This is a genomic window from Kribbella sp. NPDC056951 (assembly GCF_042674205.1).
Taxonomy (GTDB): domain Bacteria; phylum Actinomycetota; class Actinomycetes; order Propionibacteriales; family Kribbellaceae; genus Kribbella; species Kribbella yunnanensis.
In genome coordinates this window covers 397566-413588 of sequence record NZ_JBHUQZ010000001.1, presented here as the reverse complement: position 1 = coordinate 413588, position 16023 = coordinate 397566, and the positions used below count along the sequence as shown (strand labels likewise).

General features: G+C 66.8%; 16 protein-coding genes. 13 read left to right on the top strand and 3 right to left on the bottom strand.

The window, feature by feature from the left end; all coding sequences use genetic code 11:
- Window positions 1–334: 334 nt before the first annotated feature.
- Genes ACFTSF_RS02080 through ACFTSF_RS02045 form a run of 8 tightly spaced genes read left to right on the top strand, consistent with a single transcriptional unit; the run spans window position 335 to window position 8225 of the window.
- Window positions 335–1438 carry a M48 family metalloprotease gene (locus ACFTSF_RS02080; RefSeq protein ID WP_380153070.1) on the top strand — a complete coding sequence of 368 codons (1104 nt, stop codon included), beginning with the start codon at window positions 335–337 and terminating at the stop codon, window positions 1436–1438.
- Window positions 1438–2850, top strand: a complete 1413-nt coding sequence (locus tag ACFTSF_RS02075; protein ID WP_380152053.1) for a type IV secretory system conjugative DNA transfer family protein — start codon at window positions 1438–1440, stop codon at window positions 2848–2850. Before ACFTSF_RS02080 ends, ACFTSF_RS02075 begins: the two co-directional genes overlap by 1 nt.
- Complete coding sequence (locus tag ACFTSF_RS02070; RefSeq protein ID WP_380152051.1) at window positions 2847–3329, top strand: hypothetical protein; 483 nt, start codon at window positions 2847–2849, stop codon at window positions 3327–3329. Before ACFTSF_RS02075 ends, ACFTSF_RS02070 begins: the two co-directional genes overlap by 4 nt.
- Window positions 3326–5677, top strand: coding sequence for a hypothetical protein (locus tag ACFTSF_RS02065; RefSeq protein ID WP_380152050.1), 2352 nt, complete (start codon window positions 3326–3328; stop codon window positions 5675–5677). Before ACFTSF_RS02070 ends, ACFTSF_RS02065 begins: the two co-directional genes overlap by 4 nt.
- A 2-nt stretch (window positions 5678–5679) precedes the next feature.
- Window positions 5680–6063 (top strand): hypothetical protein, encoded by a 384-nt coding sequence (locus ACFTSF_RS02060; protein ID WP_380152049.1) that lies wholly within the window; start codon window positions 5680–5682, stop codon window positions 6061–6063.
- Window positions 6063–7019, top strand: a complete 957-nt coding sequence (locus ACFTSF_RS02055; RefSeq protein ID WP_380152048.1) for a hypothetical protein — start codon at window positions 6063–6065, stop codon at window positions 7017–7019. Before ACFTSF_RS02060 ends, ACFTSF_RS02055 begins: the two co-directional genes overlap by 1 nt.
- A complete protein-coding gene (locus ACFTSF_RS02050) occupies window positions 7019–7681 on the top strand; it encodes a hypothetical protein (RefSeq protein ID WP_380152047.1) in 663 nt (220 codons plus the stop codon). The genes ACFTSF_RS02055 and ACFTSF_RS02050 overlap by 1 nt, the downstream gene beginning before the upstream one ends.
- A gap of 25 nt (window positions 7682–7706) precedes the next feature.
- Window positions 7707–8225, top strand: a complete 519-nt coding sequence (locus tag ACFTSF_RS02045; RefSeq protein WP_380152046.1) for a hypothetical protein — start codon at window positions 7707–7709, stop codon at window positions 8223–8225.
- Window positions 8226–8373: 148 nt separating this feature from the next.
- Here the strand turns inward: ACFTSF_RS02045 and ACFTSF_RS02040 are convergent, their stop codons facing one another.
- Complete coding sequence (locus ACFTSF_RS02040; RefSeq protein WP_380152045.1) at window positions 8374–10044, bottom strand: glycosyl hydrolase family 28-related protein; 1671 nt, start codon at window positions 10042–10044, stop codon at window positions 8374–8376.
- Window positions 10045–10207: 163 nt separating this feature from the next.
- Between ACFTSF_RS02040 and ACFTSF_RS02035 the strand changes: the two genes are divergently transcribed.
- From ACFTSF_RS02035 to ACFTSF_RS02025, 3 genes are read left to right on the top strand one after another with little or no spacing between them, the layout of a single operon-like run.
- Window positions 10208–11305 carry an LLM class flavin-dependent oxidoreductase gene (locus ACFTSF_RS02035; protein WP_380152044.1) on the top strand — a complete coding sequence of 366 codons (1098 nt, stop codon included), beginning with the start codon at window positions 10208–10210 and terminating at the stop codon, window positions 11303–11305.
- Complete coding sequence (locus tag ACFTSF_RS02030; protein ID WP_344165401.1) at window positions 11302–11904, top strand: FMN reductase; 603 nt, start codon at window positions 11302–11304, stop codon at window positions 11902–11904. Before ACFTSF_RS02035 ends, ACFTSF_RS02030 begins: the two co-directional genes overlap by 4 nt.
- A gap of 10 nt (window positions 11905–11914) precedes the next feature.
- On the top strand, window positions 11915–12415 hold the full coding sequence (locus tag ACFTSF_RS02025) for a hypothetical protein (RefSeq protein ID WP_380152043.1): 501 nt from the start codon (window positions 11915–11917) through the stop codon (window positions 12413–12415).
- A gap of 173 nt (window positions 12416–12588) precedes the next feature.
- On the opposite strand, the gene ACFTSF_RS02020 is transcribed toward ACFTSF_RS02025, so the two are convergent.
- Window positions 12589–13386, bottom strand: a complete 798-nt coding sequence (locus ACFTSF_RS02020; protein ID WP_380152042.1) for a TetR/AcrR family transcriptional regulator — start codon at window positions 13384–13386, stop codon at window positions 12589–12591.
- 96 nt (window positions 13387–13482) lie between these two features.
- Between ACFTSF_RS02020 and ACFTSF_RS02015 the strand changes: the two genes are divergently transcribed.
- Both ACFTSF_RS02015 and ACFTSF_RS02010 read left to right on the top strand, forming a co-directional pair.
- A complete protein-coding gene (locus tag ACFTSF_RS02015; protein ID WP_380152041.1) occupies window positions 13483–14430 on the top strand; it encodes an ATP-binding cassette domain-containing protein in 948 nt (315 codons plus the stop codon).
- Window positions 14427–15221: an ABC transporter permease gene (locus ACFTSF_RS02010; protein ID WP_380152040.1), complete on the top strand. Its 795-nt coding sequence runs from the start codon at window positions 14427–14429 to the stop codon at window positions 15219–15221. Before ACFTSF_RS02015 ends, ACFTSF_RS02010 begins: the two co-directional genes overlap by 4 nt.
- A 23-nt stretch (window positions 15222–15244) precedes the next feature.
- On the opposite strand, the gene ACFTSF_RS02005 is transcribed toward ACFTSF_RS02010, so the two are convergent.
- Window positions 15245–16012: an SDR family NAD(P)-dependent oxidoreductase gene (locus tag ACFTSF_RS02005; RefSeq protein ID WP_380152039.1), complete on the bottom strand. Its 768-nt coding sequence runs from the start codon at window positions 16010–16012 to the stop codon at window positions 15245–15247.
- Window positions 16013–16023 lie beyond the last annotated feature (11 nt).

The following is a 16023-nucleotide window of genomic DNA, read 5'->3' as shown; positions in this document are numbered from 1 at the left end:
CGTCACCCATTGCGACCGATAACCTCTGGCGGTCGACTCTCGGGAGGATCAAGTGGGGATCTGCGTCCGCTGCGGGAATCAGCGAGACCCGGCCAGTCAGAGCTGCCCGCATTGTGGTGCCGGATCCGCGCAGCCGGCCCCGCCGCCGCTGGCGGTAGTGCCGTTCGTGGAGACGCCAGGACCGCCGACGAATTCACCGGCATCGTGGCCGCCGCCGGTCAGTGCGTCGCAGGTCCCGGGCCCGAAGCCACAGAGTTCGGTCGGGGTAAAGCTCCGGCAGCTTTTCACCCGGCCGCCCGGCTACCAGAACGTCTTCGTCTGGCTGGTGACCGGCATGCTGCGCAACCCGCGTGGCCTGATCGCCGCGCTGCTCACCACCTGGTTCAACCTGCCGGCGGCCGTCATGCTCGGCGGCGTCGGCATGGTGGTCGGCGGCATCGCTGGGTTTGCCGGCGGTGCCTTCGGCGGTCATAACCAAGCGCAGTCGCTGGCCGAGAACATCCCGTTGCTGAGCACGCTGTTCGGCAGCGCACTTCTCCAGGGCGGCGGCATCCTCGGCATGCTGGTGGGTATCGCGGCCGGTGCGATCGGCGGATTCCTGGTGGGCCTGTTGCTCCCGTGGCTCTTTCTCGCCGCAGCGAGCCCGGCCGAGGGGATCGGCCGTTTCCTCGGCCAGCTTCTGGTTGCCGGCCTGTGCGGTGTCCTCTACACGATCTACGGCATCGCCGCCGAGGGCTGGCGGCTCCGGATCCTCGAAGGTGCGCGGCCACCCAGTCGCCGGGAACGCGCCCTGATCGAGCCGATCCTCGAGGACTGCGCCCGCCGGATGGGCCTCGCGTCGGTGCCAAAACTCATGATGTCCGACGACCGCAGCATCAACGCCGCAGCGGGTTCCCGGCACATCATCGTGAACCGGGGCTTCCTCGAGCAGTTCCAGTACGAGACTGAACCGCTGGCCGGCGTTCTCTGCCATGAGCTCACTCACTGGCGCAACGCGGACGCCATCTCGAGCTTCTTCATCCGTGGCGTCGCGCTCCCGCTCTACCTCTCCTACACCGTCTGTTCCTGGCTGCTGCAGATGACTCGCGGCACCATCGCGTTCATCATCCTGTTCATCACCTGGCCGATCATCGTCAGCATCCGCTACGTCCTGATGCCGCTGCAGGCGGCGGGCTGTCGCGCCGCGGAGTACCGCGCCGATCAGGGCGCGGTGTTCGCCGGCCATCGCGAGGGCATCCGCCAGGTGCTCATCAAGATCCAGGACACCTTTGACGGCGCCGCCACCGGCTGGGACCTGGCCATCTTGGCCACCCACCCGGCCAGTGAGCTACGGCTCGATAGGCTCGAGGAGCCGGGCGTCGAATACACGCTGCCGGATGCGGACGGCCCGATCGCTCCGACGCCGGTGCTCATCACCGGCTCGCTGGCGAGGGATTGATGAACGCCTCCTGGCCTGCCATTCCGCCGTTCAGTCTCGAGCCGCGCCGGCAGGTGTTCCTCGGCTGGGACGCCCGTGGCGGCTACAAGCGTTGCTGGAGTGCGCCCGAGGACTCGGTCGGCATCGTCGGCCCACCGCGGTACGGCAAGACCTCCGGCCTGATCATCCCGTCGGTGATGTGGTGGGAAGGACCAGTCGTCTGTACGTCGACCCGCGGCGACATCCTCGGGTTCACCGGAGACCGCCGGCGAGCGCTGGCGGCGCCGTACGGCGGAACTGTCCGGGTGTATGACCCGTTCGGCAGCGAGTTCCCCGAACTGTCGATGCGCTGGTCTCCGCTCGCCGACTGTGAGAGTCCGTCGGTCTGCTATCGCCGCGTCGCCGCGATGACCGCCGTTGCCGGGCAAGGCGTTTCGGACGGTGACCACTGGCGAGGCGGTGCCGCGGCAATCCTGCGCGCGTATTTCCATGCGGCTGCGTTGGAGGGTCTGCCGATCTCCGTCGTACGGCGTTGGCTCACGGCACAGGAGACGCGCGATCCAACGGCGATCCTGCGACTGTCGTCGAGTCCCGGCGCGATGTGGGCCGACGACCTCGATGCCGTCAAGCTGCTCGGCGATCGCGAACGCGGCAGCTTCTACTCGGTCGCCCGGAACACGTTGGAGGCGACGTCCGAACCGACCGTACTGGCGTCCTGTTCGTCGAATGACCTGGACATCGACGAGTTCCTGGAGAGCAGGTCGTCGCTGTTCATCATCGGCCCGTCACACCAGCAGCAGGCGATCGCGCCGCTGATGGCCGGCCTGGTCGACAGCATCGCGCAACGCGCGTCCGAGCTGGCTGCTGCTCGCGGTGGCCGACTCGACCCGCCGCTGCTGCTGGCTCTTGACGAGATCGCCAACATCGCCCCGCTGCAAAGCCTCCCGTCCCTCGTCAGCGAAGGCGGCGGCCGCGGCATCATCACCCTCTGGGCCACGCAATCCCTTGCCCAGTTGAGGAATCGCTACGGCGTCGAACAACAAGCCGCCATCCTCGCCGCCACCACTGCGAAGCTGATCTTCGGCGGTATGTCGAACGGCGAGGACCTGCACAACATCTCGTCGTGGGCCGGCGAAGAACGTCAGTCGAACACCAGCACCCAGCTGGGCCCGCAAGGCGGCCCACCGATGACGGGCTTCGGCCCCAACCCGACCGGCGTCACCGGCGGCAACCCCACCCAGAACACCACCGTGGGCACGATCTTCCGCCCCGCCCTGCCCATCAACGCCATCCAGATGCTCCCGCCGTTCCACGCCTGGCTCTTCTGGCGCAGCGACCCACCCTTCCAAGTGGAATCCCGCCCCGCCGGCGCCATCCCCGAGTTCGCCAACCTCAAAGGCTTCACGAACGACCTGAAGGGATCCACCGCATGACCTACGAGTACTTCGCCCGCGTCTGGGAGCCGGACGGCGATTCCGTGGACCGTCCCAGTGGGCTGTGGCGTCGCCAGGGTGACGAGGAGCTCGAGTACCTGTCGCTCGTCGACTGGACCTGGCATCCGCGCGATGCGGTAGCTCCGCCGCACCCGGATCTCCTGGTCCCGATTTCGGTCGAGCAGGTGGAGACACTGCTGGGCGACCATGAGCGGTTCGTCAGCTATTGGGTCCAGCGGCTGAGTGTGGCGAAGGGGGATCTGAGCGACGAGATCCGCGTCTATCGGCAGCTCCCGAACCCGGGTGGGGTCGTGGACGAGGTCTTCGGTCGCGACAACGCGTGGATCTCCACCCGGACCATCCGAGACTTCCAGGCCGCCGGACCGCACGACGTACCGGATCTGGAGCCCATCGACACCGCGACCGCGGACCGACTGATCCAGGAGACCCGCGGCATCTCGGGAGCCACTGCGCTGTGAGCCCAGGACCCTGGCGAGGTAGGGGACACGAAGCCGAGCTCCGACTCGACGCCGAAGAGAACGAGGCCGTCGAGGTCGCTCACGCACGCGCCGCGCGACGGCGGCAGGAGCTCGATGACGCACTTGAGGACACTCGGAAGGCCACGGCCCGGCACGACAGCAGGTTGGTGGGGCTGGACTATTCGCTCAAGTCGCTCGAATCGTTCCGGAGCAAGGTCGCCCGGCGCGGGCAGGACACCACCGGTTATGAGGCCGCCAACTCCACGAACGACCTCAATCGGTACACGGTGACGTTTCCGCGGGAGCAATACACCGCGGGCGTGCTGGCGTCGTACCAGCATCTGAAAGACAACGGGTACCGGCCGGTCAAGGAACGGAACAGCTGGGACACTCCGGATTATCGGGGGATCAATACGACCTGGGCGGCGGTCGGACCGGATGGTCGCGCGCAACACAAGTTCGAGGTGCAGTTCCACACCCCGGAGAGCTTCAAGGTCAAGGACGAAGACAACCACCTGCTGTATGAACTGAACCGCGCCGATCAGTCGGGCGACCGCGACCGGCAGGCTGCGATCAGCCAACTGCAGGCTGAGCGGTACGGCGACATGCAGCCGCCGCCCGGTCACGAAAACATCTGCACGCCGGTGAAGGCCAAGCGCCTTCCGCCCGCGAGCCAAGAGGCGATCGATCAGGTACTTGCTGATGAGCAGGAACTGAAGGACCGCAAGGCTGCTGAGGCGCAGCAGTTGTTTTCGCGGGGTGGGTCGCGGAGTAATCAGGAGATCGTCGACAGCGGGGATGGGCTGCCGCGGACTTCTGAGACCGTGGATGAGGCGGCCGAGGCAGGTGGGGTCGATCTGAGCGATGTCGACGTGGTGCTCGTCGAGGAGGCGGACGAGATCCGGTACCTCGACTACCAGGAGGCATGCGCTTGTACGCCGCCTGAGCGTGGCGGAGACGAGATTCGGCTCGGACCGGCGAGTTTCGCGGACCGGGAGACGCTGGTGGCGACACTGGCACATGAGAAGACGCACGTGGAGCAGTTGCGTGCCGGCACCGAGGTGGACTCGGAGAAGATCAAGGACCTCGAAGCCGAGGCGTACGCAAGTGAAGCCCCCGCACTGGAAAGGCTGAAGGAATATGACCGCGATCAGGTTCACGGTGGAGACCACGTTCGACCTGCCGAACCGGGACGGGATCCTGGTACCGGGGACGCTGGAGACAGGGGAGATCCAGGGCGGGACGACCTTGGTGACCGAGACGACGAACTTGCCGGTGCGGATCCTGGGCGTGGAGTTCCAGACGCCGGCGACCGCGGGGACGAACAAGCTGACGTTGAGGATCCACCGCGAGGACGCGACAACGATCGAACCGGGGACGACCCTGATCAGCAGCCCCTAACCGAATCCGAAACCGAAGACGAAGCCAACGCCCAGGCGGACGCCGACACTCAGCAGGAGGCCGACGCTCACGCCGAGGCCGACGCACAGCAGGAGGCCGACGCCCAGGCCGAGGCCGACGCGCAGCGGGAGGACGACGAGCAGGCTCGCGACCAGGCACACGACGGGCAGGTCGATCAACAGACCGAGCAGCAGGCGGATCGTGCCGAGACGGAAACCAAGTCCGAGCAGGAGACCGAACGCACGCAAGCGGAGTCCGAGCAGCAAGCGGATCAGGCCGAAGCTGACGCACAAGCGGAGGCCGACGCTCAGCGCGAGGACGACGAGCACGCTCGCGACCAAGTAGACGACACCCAAGTCGACCAACAGACCGAGCAGCAAACAGATCGCGCCGACACGGAAACCCAGTCCGAGCAGGACACGGAACGCACGCAAACGGAGTCCGAGCAAGAGACGGAAGCTCAGGCGGAGCAGGAGTCCGCTCGCGAGGGTGAGACTGAAGCCGAAGCTGAAACCGAAGCTGGGGCAGAGCCGCAGGCGCAGGCTGAAACCGACGCCGAGCCCCAGGCTCAGGTTGAGTCCGAAGCTGACGCCGAACCGCAAGCGCAGGCCGAAGCCGAAGCCGAGGCCGATGTGCAAGCCGAGGCTGAGGCCGAGCCCCAGGCTGGGACTGAGGTTGAGGACGAACCGCAAGCGCAGGGCGAGGCCGCGTCCACGCCCGAGGCTGAGGACGAATCTCAGGCACAGGCTGAGAGCGAGGCCGAGCCCCAAGCGCAGGCTGAAACCGAGGCCGAGCCTCAGGCGCAGGCTGAGGGGGCGGGTGGGTATGAGGAGCAGGCGGGGAGTGACGATGCTCGGGTGGCGGAGTCCATGGAGAGTTCTGGTGGGGATGAGGAGTATTCGGGTGGGGACGACTACTCGGCCGGTGATGACATGGGTAGGGAGTGAGGATGGCTAAGCCGCCTTGGGTTTGGGATGAGGTTGCGCCGGAGGTGCAATCCAGGTCCTGGGACGAGTTGGCCGGGTGGGTTGCTTGGCTTGAGGAGGCTTATGCGCCTTGGGTGTTGCTCCCGCCGTGCTGGCCGGTGCACGAAGGGCTTCGGACCGAGCTGACCATGTACTGGTACTGGCATCGCTGGGTTATGTCGGCCGCGGTCAACCCGATCGACGGCGTCCGATGGCACAACGAGATCCGGCGATCGGCCACCGCCTGGCGGGAGCTGGCGACCTGCCGGCATGAGCCGCCGGTGGCTCATCACGGGCAGATCATGGCGGCCCGGTTGGCGAAACGCGACGAGTACCTCGCCCAAGCACGTCGTACTGAGGAGACATGATGGTGCAGACCCAGCCCAGTCCGCCGGTCAGCCCGTTCGTCGAACCGTGGCAGCCAACGCCGCGCGCCAAGACGATTATCGCGGTGGTGACCGCGGTCCTCGTGGTGCTGTGCGCCGCAACCTACGTGATCCAACGGATCTGGATCACCCCGGAGTCCACGGTCGAGGGCTACTTCGGTGCGCTCGCCGACCGCGACGTCACGAAGGCGGCGTCGTACATCAAGGACAGCAGCACCTCGACCGCCGATATCGTTGCCTCAGACAAGTACATCCCGCCGACCAAGCTGAAGATCAACTCGATCGACGGCGACGACGAGAAGACCGCGAAGGTCAGCTTCTTCCTCGGCGATCAACAGGTGAACGCCGAGATTCCCCTGCACCGCAAGAAAGAACTGACCCTCGGCCTGTTCCGCGGCTGGGGAATCGACGGCGGTCAGCCCTCGATCCAGATCAGTACGTCGGCCCCGGTCGAGATCCAGGTCAACGGCAAGCCACTCCCTCCAGAATCCCAGGAGACGCGAAACCTCCAGGTGTTCCCGGGCCGGTACGTCGTCAGTGTCGCCGACAACCCGCTCGTCGAGAGTGCACCGGTCACTATCAACGCCGGTTCGGGCGAGAGCGAGGCGACCCTGGAACCGCACATCAAAGCCGGCGCCCAGGCCGCGGTGGACGCGCAGATCAAGGAGTACCTGAAGGGTTGCGTGACCAAGAACGTGGACACCTGCCCGTTCACGTCGTCGATCACCAAGCCTGTCTGGCGAATCGACACCTACCCGACGGTCGAACTGCATCTCGACGAGAGCGGCTCGGTGCAGCTCGAGACCACGGAGGACGGCAAGGCGACCGTCACCGGCACCGGGTACGGCGGCTATCCGGTCGACGACAGTATGTCGTTCGACATCTCCGGCTCGGTCGTCGTCGAGCAGGGCAAGCTCAAGTACCAGCCGGAGGGATGATGAGCCAGCCGACCTCCCGCAAGGTGGCGGTCATCGCGTTCGGCGCCAATCTCGTGGTGTGCGCGCTGATCGGTACCAGCCTGCTCCTGATCCGCGCACCCAGCGGTACGGCGAACACCGCCGTACCGACGCCGTCACCGAGCACCCCCACCGCGTCGACCCCGACCGAGAGCGAGCCGGCGCCGACCACACCGACGCAAAGCAAACCGACCAGCGAGCCGACGCCGACCGACAACTATCAGGGCGTGTCCGGCCCCGGTGGTGTCGTCACGAAGATCCCGCGTGGGTGGCAGGCGAAGGTCCGCGCGGGCAAGACCGACACGCAGGCGACCGATCCGGCGGAACCGACGAGCTTCCTCCGGTACGGCGGTTCGCCGTCGCCGAGTCAGCCGCTGATCGACGTAATGCGGAACGCCGAGCGGAACTTCAGCACGCAGTACCCGGGGTACAAGCTGATCGCGTTGCGGCCGGAGACCTGGCGGGAGCACGAGTCGGTGACGTGGACGTTCGAGTTCGACACCGCCGATGGCCGCAAGCATGTGGACTCGGTGTACTGGCGCGCCGGGCAGAACGACTACGTGCTCTACGCGTCTGCGCTGGCCAAGAACTGGCCGGCCATGCAGGAGATCTACACGACCGCCCACGACGCGGCCCAGCCGTGACGTCGTACCAGGCAGGACTTGACCAGTGACTCTTCACCCCGACGAGGACCCCGCCGCTGCCGTCGAGCGGTTGCATCAAGAGCTGCTCGCTCAGCCGGACAACAACGAGTTGCGGTTCCAGTTGGCGTGGGCGATCCGGCGGATGACCGAGGCATCCCTCGCTGTCACGATCTACGAGGTTCGGCTGATCGCCAGTGAACAGCAGCGCGCGATGTGCCGGGAGGCGGCCGCGCGGATCCTGGAACTGGCGCCCTGGGACGACGAGCTGCGGACCTTCGCGAACGGCCTGGCGGCCGAGGTCGAGAGCGGTGGGCAGTGGGTGTGGCAGAGCCGGCCGACCGCGATCACGCTGGCCGTCTGCGCGATCGTCGTCGGCCTCGCCCTCGTCGTCACCGGCGGCCTCACCGGCGACGTCGTACTGGTGATCGTCGCTGGCCTCCTCAGCAGCACAGCCCTAGCAGGCATCGTGCTGGCCTTCCGCCGCCAAACCTGGCAGATCGCCGCCCGAGCCGCCGCCCCGGTAATCCAATACACCGGAATCTGAGCCCACCCGCTACACCGGAATCTGAGGTCTCCGCCCGCCGCCGCCTGCCTTCAGCACCCGAACGACAGGACGTATACGCCTACTACACCCTGCCCGCACGCTCACGACGCGGCCGCGAACCCCGCCGACCGGGGTATACGTCCTGTTGTTAGGAGCATGTTCGTTGGGCGGCGTACAGGTCAGGGACGGCGGGAGTCTCGCCTAAGAGGTAGGTGGCGTTCTCCAGGTCGCCTTGGAAGTCGCGCGGCAGGCCGCTGCCGGCCGAGGTGAGGCCTTGGAGGGCGACGGAGATGCTGCGCGGAGCCACGTCGGCCAAGTGGATCGCGTACGGCGCGCCGCCGGTGATGCGGACATTCCAGTGCGCGATGCGAGCACCGAACAGCGGCCCGGAGGCTGCGGAACCGCCGACTCGGCCGTTGTTCACCAGAGTGATGTCGGTGCGGACGTTCTCGAACGGCATCGCGCGGTGGGTGTCGAAGGTACCTTCGGCCATCCGGCCGCGGCGCCAGACGTTCCCGGCCGACAGGCCTTCGAGGTTGAGACCGTGATGCAGCGCGCCGGTGGGCAGCGGCACGGTGAACTGCTCGATCTCGAAGCCGTCGACCAGGTTGTCGTGCGCCTGCATGCGGCACGCGAAGCTGTGATGCGCCGAGCGCCCGCCGACCGCGACATTCGTCAACGTCACCGCCTTCGTGGTGGTGAAGCCGAAGCCGAGATCGCAGTTCTCGACCCGGACGTCGTCGGCCCAGCAGTCGTGGACCGCTTGGAAGCACAGTCCGTTCGAACCTGGGTGCCGGTTGTGGATCGTCATCGGGCGCAACTCGTTGCGGATCGTGAGGCCTTCGATGCCGACGTCGTGCACAGTCGGCCCGATCTCCCGCAACCGCGACGGCCAACTCGGCCGCAGGTCGTACCGCAACGGCTGCGCCAACCGCACCAGCCGCTCACCCAGCACAGCCTCGATCCGCACCGGCCACTGCAAACTCGCGTACTGGATGTACTGACCGCCTGAACCGGTAGTCAGTTGCGGAGCACGCGTGGGCCAGTCGTAGCCGGAAGCCCCGGCCACGTCGCCGGTCAGATGCTTGAGCACGCCTGCATCTGCTGGGTTGTCCGTTTCCAGTACGACGAGGTCGCCGGCCGCGAGGTGTTCGGTCGAGGAGACGAGCAGCGTGCGCTGACCGCGTGACGCGGCACCCACCTCGGCCAGGGTGTCGCCGAGCAACCAGCCTTCGGAGGTGGCGTAGCCCTCGGCCTCGGACTTGGCCTTGCGCTCGGCGGACATCACCCAGATCTGACCGCCCGTCCACGACCACCGACTCTGCAGACTGGGCTGGAGATTCGGCCGGTACGACTCCTCGAGTGGCTTCGTGAAGTGCAGGATCGTCCGGTCCCGCCCAGCACCACGCAGGACCACATTCGACCAGTGGATCCACAGCGGGGAGTCGAGGCGATAAGTCCCAGCCGGTACGACGACAGTCCCGCCACCCCGCTCCCCGGCGTACCGGACCGCGGCCGTGAACGCCGCAGCCGAGTCAACGCCAGGTTGAGCCCCAAAGTCCTTCACGTTCGCAACCACCCGCGGACGCCGCGGCCGCTCGCCACCCCGATAACCGGCGTACGAGACATCCGGAACCAGCGGATGCGCCCCAGGCGCCGCCGCCCACTCATCGAGCAGTTGGGTGGAGAGGTCACGGCGAGCAGTCGAGGCGGAGGCCGGTTGGCTGGACGCGCTCAGCAGACCGGCAGCAGGTGCTGCCGCGACAGTGCCGAGTAGTAGACGGCGACTGAGTTGCGTCCGGGCAGGGGATGGGGGCATGGGCGGGCTCCTCGGGGCGGAGGTTTCGTGGGGCGGGACCTAGTTTCGTCAGGTGGACCCTGGCTGACAAGGGGTTGGCGGTTCCGGAATCGTGGACACCGGACTGGCGTTGTGGTCTGTGAAGTAGTTAAATAGTGAACTACTCGAATCGAAGGAGGACCCGATGCAGTTCGGGGTGTTCAGCGTCAGCGACGTGACCGAGGACCCGACCACCGGAAAGACGGTGAGTGAGGGTGAGCGGATCAAGGCGATGGTGGCGATCGCGCTGAAGGCCGAAGAGGTCGGGCTGGACGTGTTCGCGACCGGGGAGCACCACAACCCGCCGTTCGTGGCCTCGTCGCCGACGACCATGCTCGGGTTCATCGCGGCGCAGACGTCGAAGCTCGTGCTGTCGACCGCGACCACGCTGATCACGACGAACGACCCGGTGAAGATCGCCGAGGACTACGCGATGCTGCAGCATCTGTCCGGCGGTCGCGTCGACCTGATGATGGGGCGCGGCAACACCGGTCCGGTCTATCCGTGGTTCGGGCAGGACATTCGCAACGGGATCGCGCTCGCGGTCGAGAACTACGCGCTGCTGCGCCGGCTCTGGCGCGAAGACGTGGTCGACTGGGAAGGCAAGTTCCGGACGCCGTTGCAGGGGTTCACCGCGACGCCGCGCCCGCTGGACGACGTACCGCCGTTCGTGTGGCACGGTTCGATTCGCTCACCAGAGATCGCGGAGCAGGCGGCGTACTACGGGGACGGGTTCTTCCACAACAACATCTTCTGGCCGGCCTCGCACACCAAGCAGATGATCGATCTGTACCGTCGGCGATTCGAGCACTACGGGCACGGCGCCGCGGACCAGGCGATCGTCGGGCTCGGCGGACAGGTCTTCATGCGGAAGAACTCGCAGGACGCGGTCCGCGAGTTCCGGCCGTACTTCGACAACGCACCGGTCTACGGACACGGGCCCTCGCTGGAGGACTTCACCCGCGAGACGCCGTTGACGGTCGGGAGCCCGCAGGAGGTCATCGAGCGCACGCTGACGTTCCGGGAGCACTTCGGTGATTACCAGCGGCAGCTGTTCCTTATCGACCACGCCGGACTGCCGTTGAAGACCGTGCTGGAGCAGCTGGACATCCTCGGCGAGGAGGTCGTTCCCGTACTGCGCAAGGAGTTCGCCGCCCTGAAGCCCGCACACGTACCGAACGCGCCGACCCACGAGTCCCTGAAGACCGCAGCCGAGCGCGCACGTGATCTGGAGACGCTATGAGCGAGCGCGTCATCGCAGTAGTAACCGCAGGTCTCACGACACCGTCGTCGTCGCGACTACTCGCGGATCAGCTGGCGGCCGCCGTACAGGATGAGTTGTCGGAGCGCGGGCAAACCTCGCGGACCGAGGTGATCGAGGTCCGCGACCACGCCCACGACCTGACCAACAACCTCCTCACCGGCTTCCCCTCAGCCGACCTCGAGAAGGTCCTCACCACGGTCACCACGGCCGACGCACTGATCGTGGTCTCACCGACCTTCTCCGCGTCGTACAGCGGTCTCTTCAAGATGTTCTTCGACGTCCTGGACGACCAAGCCCTGGCCGGCAAACCAGTCCTCCTAGCCGCAACCGGCGGCACCGAGCGCCACTCCCTCGTGCTCGACTACGCCCTCCGCCCCCTCTTCGCCTACCTCAAAGCCCTCCCCGTCCCCACCGGCGTCTACGCCGCCTCCACCGACTGGGGCCCCAACGCCGCCACCCTCCGCCCCCGAATCACCCAAGCCGCCACCGAGTTGGTAGCCACCCTCCACCAAGAAACCCCAGCAAAGCCCGACCCCTACGCCGACCCCACCCCCTTCGAGGACCTACTCAACAGCTGATACTTGGAGGATGCAGATCCTCGGGGGCTACGTGATCGCAACCCCGACCAAGCTCGGCCCGGCTGATCTTCCACAACCCCTGTGGACGATCAGCCCTTGCCTGCTCCCAGATGTCCCGCACGCCGATTGGTTCACCGACCGAACGCACGCCGAGGTGACGACCGTCGACGCGGACCTGCTCGCCGTGGGCATCGAGGAGGACTTCCGCGCAGCCGTGGGGGACAAGCCTGGAACGGATGAGTTCTTCCACTTGTTCGACCAACAACTCCCGCTCCCGGGTGATGCGGAGATCCTCGGCTACGAACCGGTCGGCCTCGAGACTGACTTCACGTTCCACTCGTGGCACTGCTTTCCGTACGCCGCCGAACGCCGCACCCTTGGCGTCACACTCGCGCCGAACGGCCTGCTCGCCGACCACGGTGACGCTCTCCGGGTTCTCGACCTGATCCGCGAGGATCCGCCGTACGAGGTGCCGTGGACGATCGCGACGCTGGCGGTGGTGGGGAAATGAGGCGGTGGGCGGGGTTTTTCTTTGTGTTGAGTGCTGTTGCGCTGGTGACTGGGTTTGTCACGGGGGATCTGGGGCATGCGTCGCCGGCGTCGGTGGCGGGTGTGGACCTGCTGGTGCGGGAGGGCGGGGGTAAGTCGGGGGATGGGTGGGGGTCGTTGATTGCGGCTGGGGCTTCAGCTCTGATTGGGCTGGTTTTGTTGCTTTTGCGGACGCGCGGCGATCAGGAGAGCAATACCGTCAAGAATCCGGTCCAGCCCAAAGGCTAGGACGTGGTCGGCGTCGAGGGCCGACTGGAAGTGTTCGCCTACTGAGGTGCCGACGCGGCCGGCGGTGGGGAAGGCGATGCTGGAGCCGGACATGACGTGGGTGAGGGTGGGCGCGATCTGGCGCCACCACTCCTCGTCGGACAGGCCGGAGTCGCGTTGGGTGCGGAGTTGTTCGGCGCCGGCGCGGGCGGTGCCGGTGACGTGGGTGATGACGAGGGTGAGGGCCGAGTCCATCTCGACGTCGGTCAGGCCGAGGCCGTCCAGTGGGCGTAGCTCCGCCTCGTACTTGAGGGTGATGTTCGGCCCCAGCGCGGTCCGGGTCGTGGGGACCTCGTGGATCCACGGATGCCGGGCCAGTACGTCGAAGTTCCGGTGCGCGACGAATTCCAGGGCCGCCCGCCAGTCGGGCTGACGAGCCGGTTCGTCGACGTCGGCGTACAGATCGCCGTACACGTGGTCGAACATCAGGTCGGTGAGCTCGGCCTTGCCGGGGACGTGCGTGTAGAGCGACATCGTGCCGGCTTTGAGCCGCTCGGCGACGACGCGCATCGAGACGGCGTCGAGGCCCTCCGCGTCGGCCACCTCGATGGCGGCGTCGACGATCGCGCGCACGGTCAGGCCGGAGCGGCCGGGTTTGGTGTGACTACCCCACAACAGCGCCAGACTGCGCGCCGGATCGGCGGCCACCACTTTTTTTCCAGCCAACGGAACAAACTCCCAGCGCTCGTCGTTGCACCGATCGTACCTGAGTCGTACGGTGTACGGTACACTCTACGATTCAACCCTAGCGAGAGGTGGGAAGTGACGAAGCAACAGGTGATCGAGGCTGCCGATGTGCGGAAGAACTATCGCGGCGGCACCGAGGGGGCAGGCCTGAACGGCTTCGATCTCGAAGTCACCGCCGGAACCGTGACGGGCCTGCTCGGCCCCAACGGCGCCGGCAAGACCACTGCGGTGCGGATCCTGTCCACACTGCTGCAGCTGGATTCCGGTACGGCGTCCGTCGCCGGGTACGACGTTCGCCGCCAAGGAGCCGAGGTTCGGCGCCGGATCGGGCTCGTCGGGCAGTACGCGGCGATCGACGAGGTGCTGACCGGTCGGCAGAACCTGGTCATGTTCGGCCGGCTCAACCATCTCGGCCACGCGAAGGCGGTACGGCGGGCCGACGAGCTGCTCGACCAGTTCAGCCTGACCGCGGCGGCCGGGCAGGCGGTCAGCAAGTACTCCGGCGGTATGCGCCGGCGGCTCGATCTGGCGGCCAGCCTGATCGTGGCGCCGGCCGTCCTGTTCGTCGACGAACCGACCACCGGGCTGGACCCGGCCGGCCGGATTGAGGTGTGGACGGCCATCCGGCAACTCGTCGACAACGGCACGACCGTGCTGCTCACCACACAGTACCTGGAGGAGGCGGATCAGCTGGCGAACCGGATCTCGATGCTCAAGGACGGCAAGGTGGTCGCGGAGGGTACGCCGGATCAGCTGAAGACCCAGCTCGGTTCGGACTGGCTCGACCTGGTGCTCGTCGACCCCGCTCAGGTCGAGCAGGTGTTGAGCTTGGCCCGGCCGCTCGCGGACGGCGAGATCCGCGTCGAGGGCACCCGGATCAGCGTTCCGGTGAAGGACCGCACCAAAGCCCTCACCGTGATGGCGAACTCGTTGCATGAGGCAAGAATCGAACCGGAGGACATCACGTTACGCAGACCGACGTTGGACGAAGTGTTCCTGCACCTGACCGGAGCGGGCGCATGACCGCCCTCGGCTGGGCCATCGCGGACGGGTGGACGATCACCCGCCGCGCCCTGACGCACTGGCGGATGCAACCAGGGTTGATGTTGTTCGCCTGGTTCTTCCCGGTGCTGATGCTGCTGATGTTCGGCGGCCTGCTCGGCGGTGCGATGGAGTTCCCCGAAGGCGAGTCGTACTACGAACTCCTGGTCCCGGGGATCTTCGCGCTGACCATGCTCTTCGGGCTCGAAGGCACGATGACCGCGGTCATCCAAGACCGGGACAAGGGAGTGACGGATCGATTCCGCTCACTGCCGATGAGTTCGGCCGCGGTGGTCCTCGGTCGCTGCATGGCCGACATGCTCGACACGATCGTGGCCCTCGCCGTACTGGCCGGGACCGGGCTCGCCCTCGGCTGGCGCTGGCATGACGGCCTACCGTCCGCACTGGCGGCGTTCGGTCTCCTGCTGTTGTTGCGATTCGCCTTGCTGTGGGTCGGAATCTTCATCGGCCTGTCCGTGAAGAACGCCCAGAGCATCACCGCCATCCAGGTCCTGGTCTGGCCGGTCGGCTTCCTTTCCAGCGCCTTCGTCGCCACCTCGACGATGCCGGCCTGGCTGGGCACCATCGCCCAGTGGAGCCCCCTGTCCGCCACCGCCACCGCGTCCCGAACCCTCTTCGGCAACCCCGACCCCTCAACCACCGCCACCTGGATCGGCAGTCACTCCGTCCTGATGGCAGTCATCGCCCCACTCATCCTCACCGCAATCTTCATGCCCCTCTCCGCCCACCGCTACCGCACCCTGTCTCGCTGACAGCTAGGGGGTCTTCGGGCCCCCTAGCCCACGAGTTGGCCGCCGTTGATTTCGATGATCTGGCCGGTGACGTAGGAGGACATGCGGTCTGAGGCCAGGTAGAGGACGGTGCCGACGCATTCGTGGGGGGTGCCGGTGCGGCCGAGGGGGATGGTGCTGACCATGGCCTGCATCTGTTCTGAGGCGGTGTGGCGGTCGTGGAAGGGGGTGCTGATGACGCCTGGGGAGATGGCGTTGACGCGGATGTTATCGGGGGCGAGCTCCTTGGCCAGGCCGCGGGTGAAGGTGCTGACCGCGCCTTTGCTGGTCGCGTAGACAACCGATCCGCCGGCTCCGCCGGTCCGGGCGGCGATCGAGGTGACGTTGACGATCGACCCGCCGCCCTGGCCGCGGAACACCGGAACCACCCGGCGGCTGAGTGCGAACACCGAGGTCAGGTTCACCTCCAGGATCCGCTGGAACTCCTCGTCCGGTACGTCGACGATCGGCGACCGGTTGACCAGATCACCGGCGTTGTTCACCAGTACGTCGATCCGCCCGTACTTGGCGATGACCTCGTCGACCAGGGTCCTCGCTGACGCCGGATCCGCGAGATCGGCCTGGAACAGGGACGCCGTACCGCCTGCTGTTTGGACCGCGGCCACCGTGTGTGCGGCACCCTCGGCGTTGCGGTGGTAGTGCACGGCCACCGTGGCGCCGGTCTCGGCGAAGCCGACGGCGACCGCGGCCCCGATCCCACTGCTGGCTCCCGTCACGAGCACGACCTGGTCGGTGAAATCGAGATATCCCATACCCTCATCCT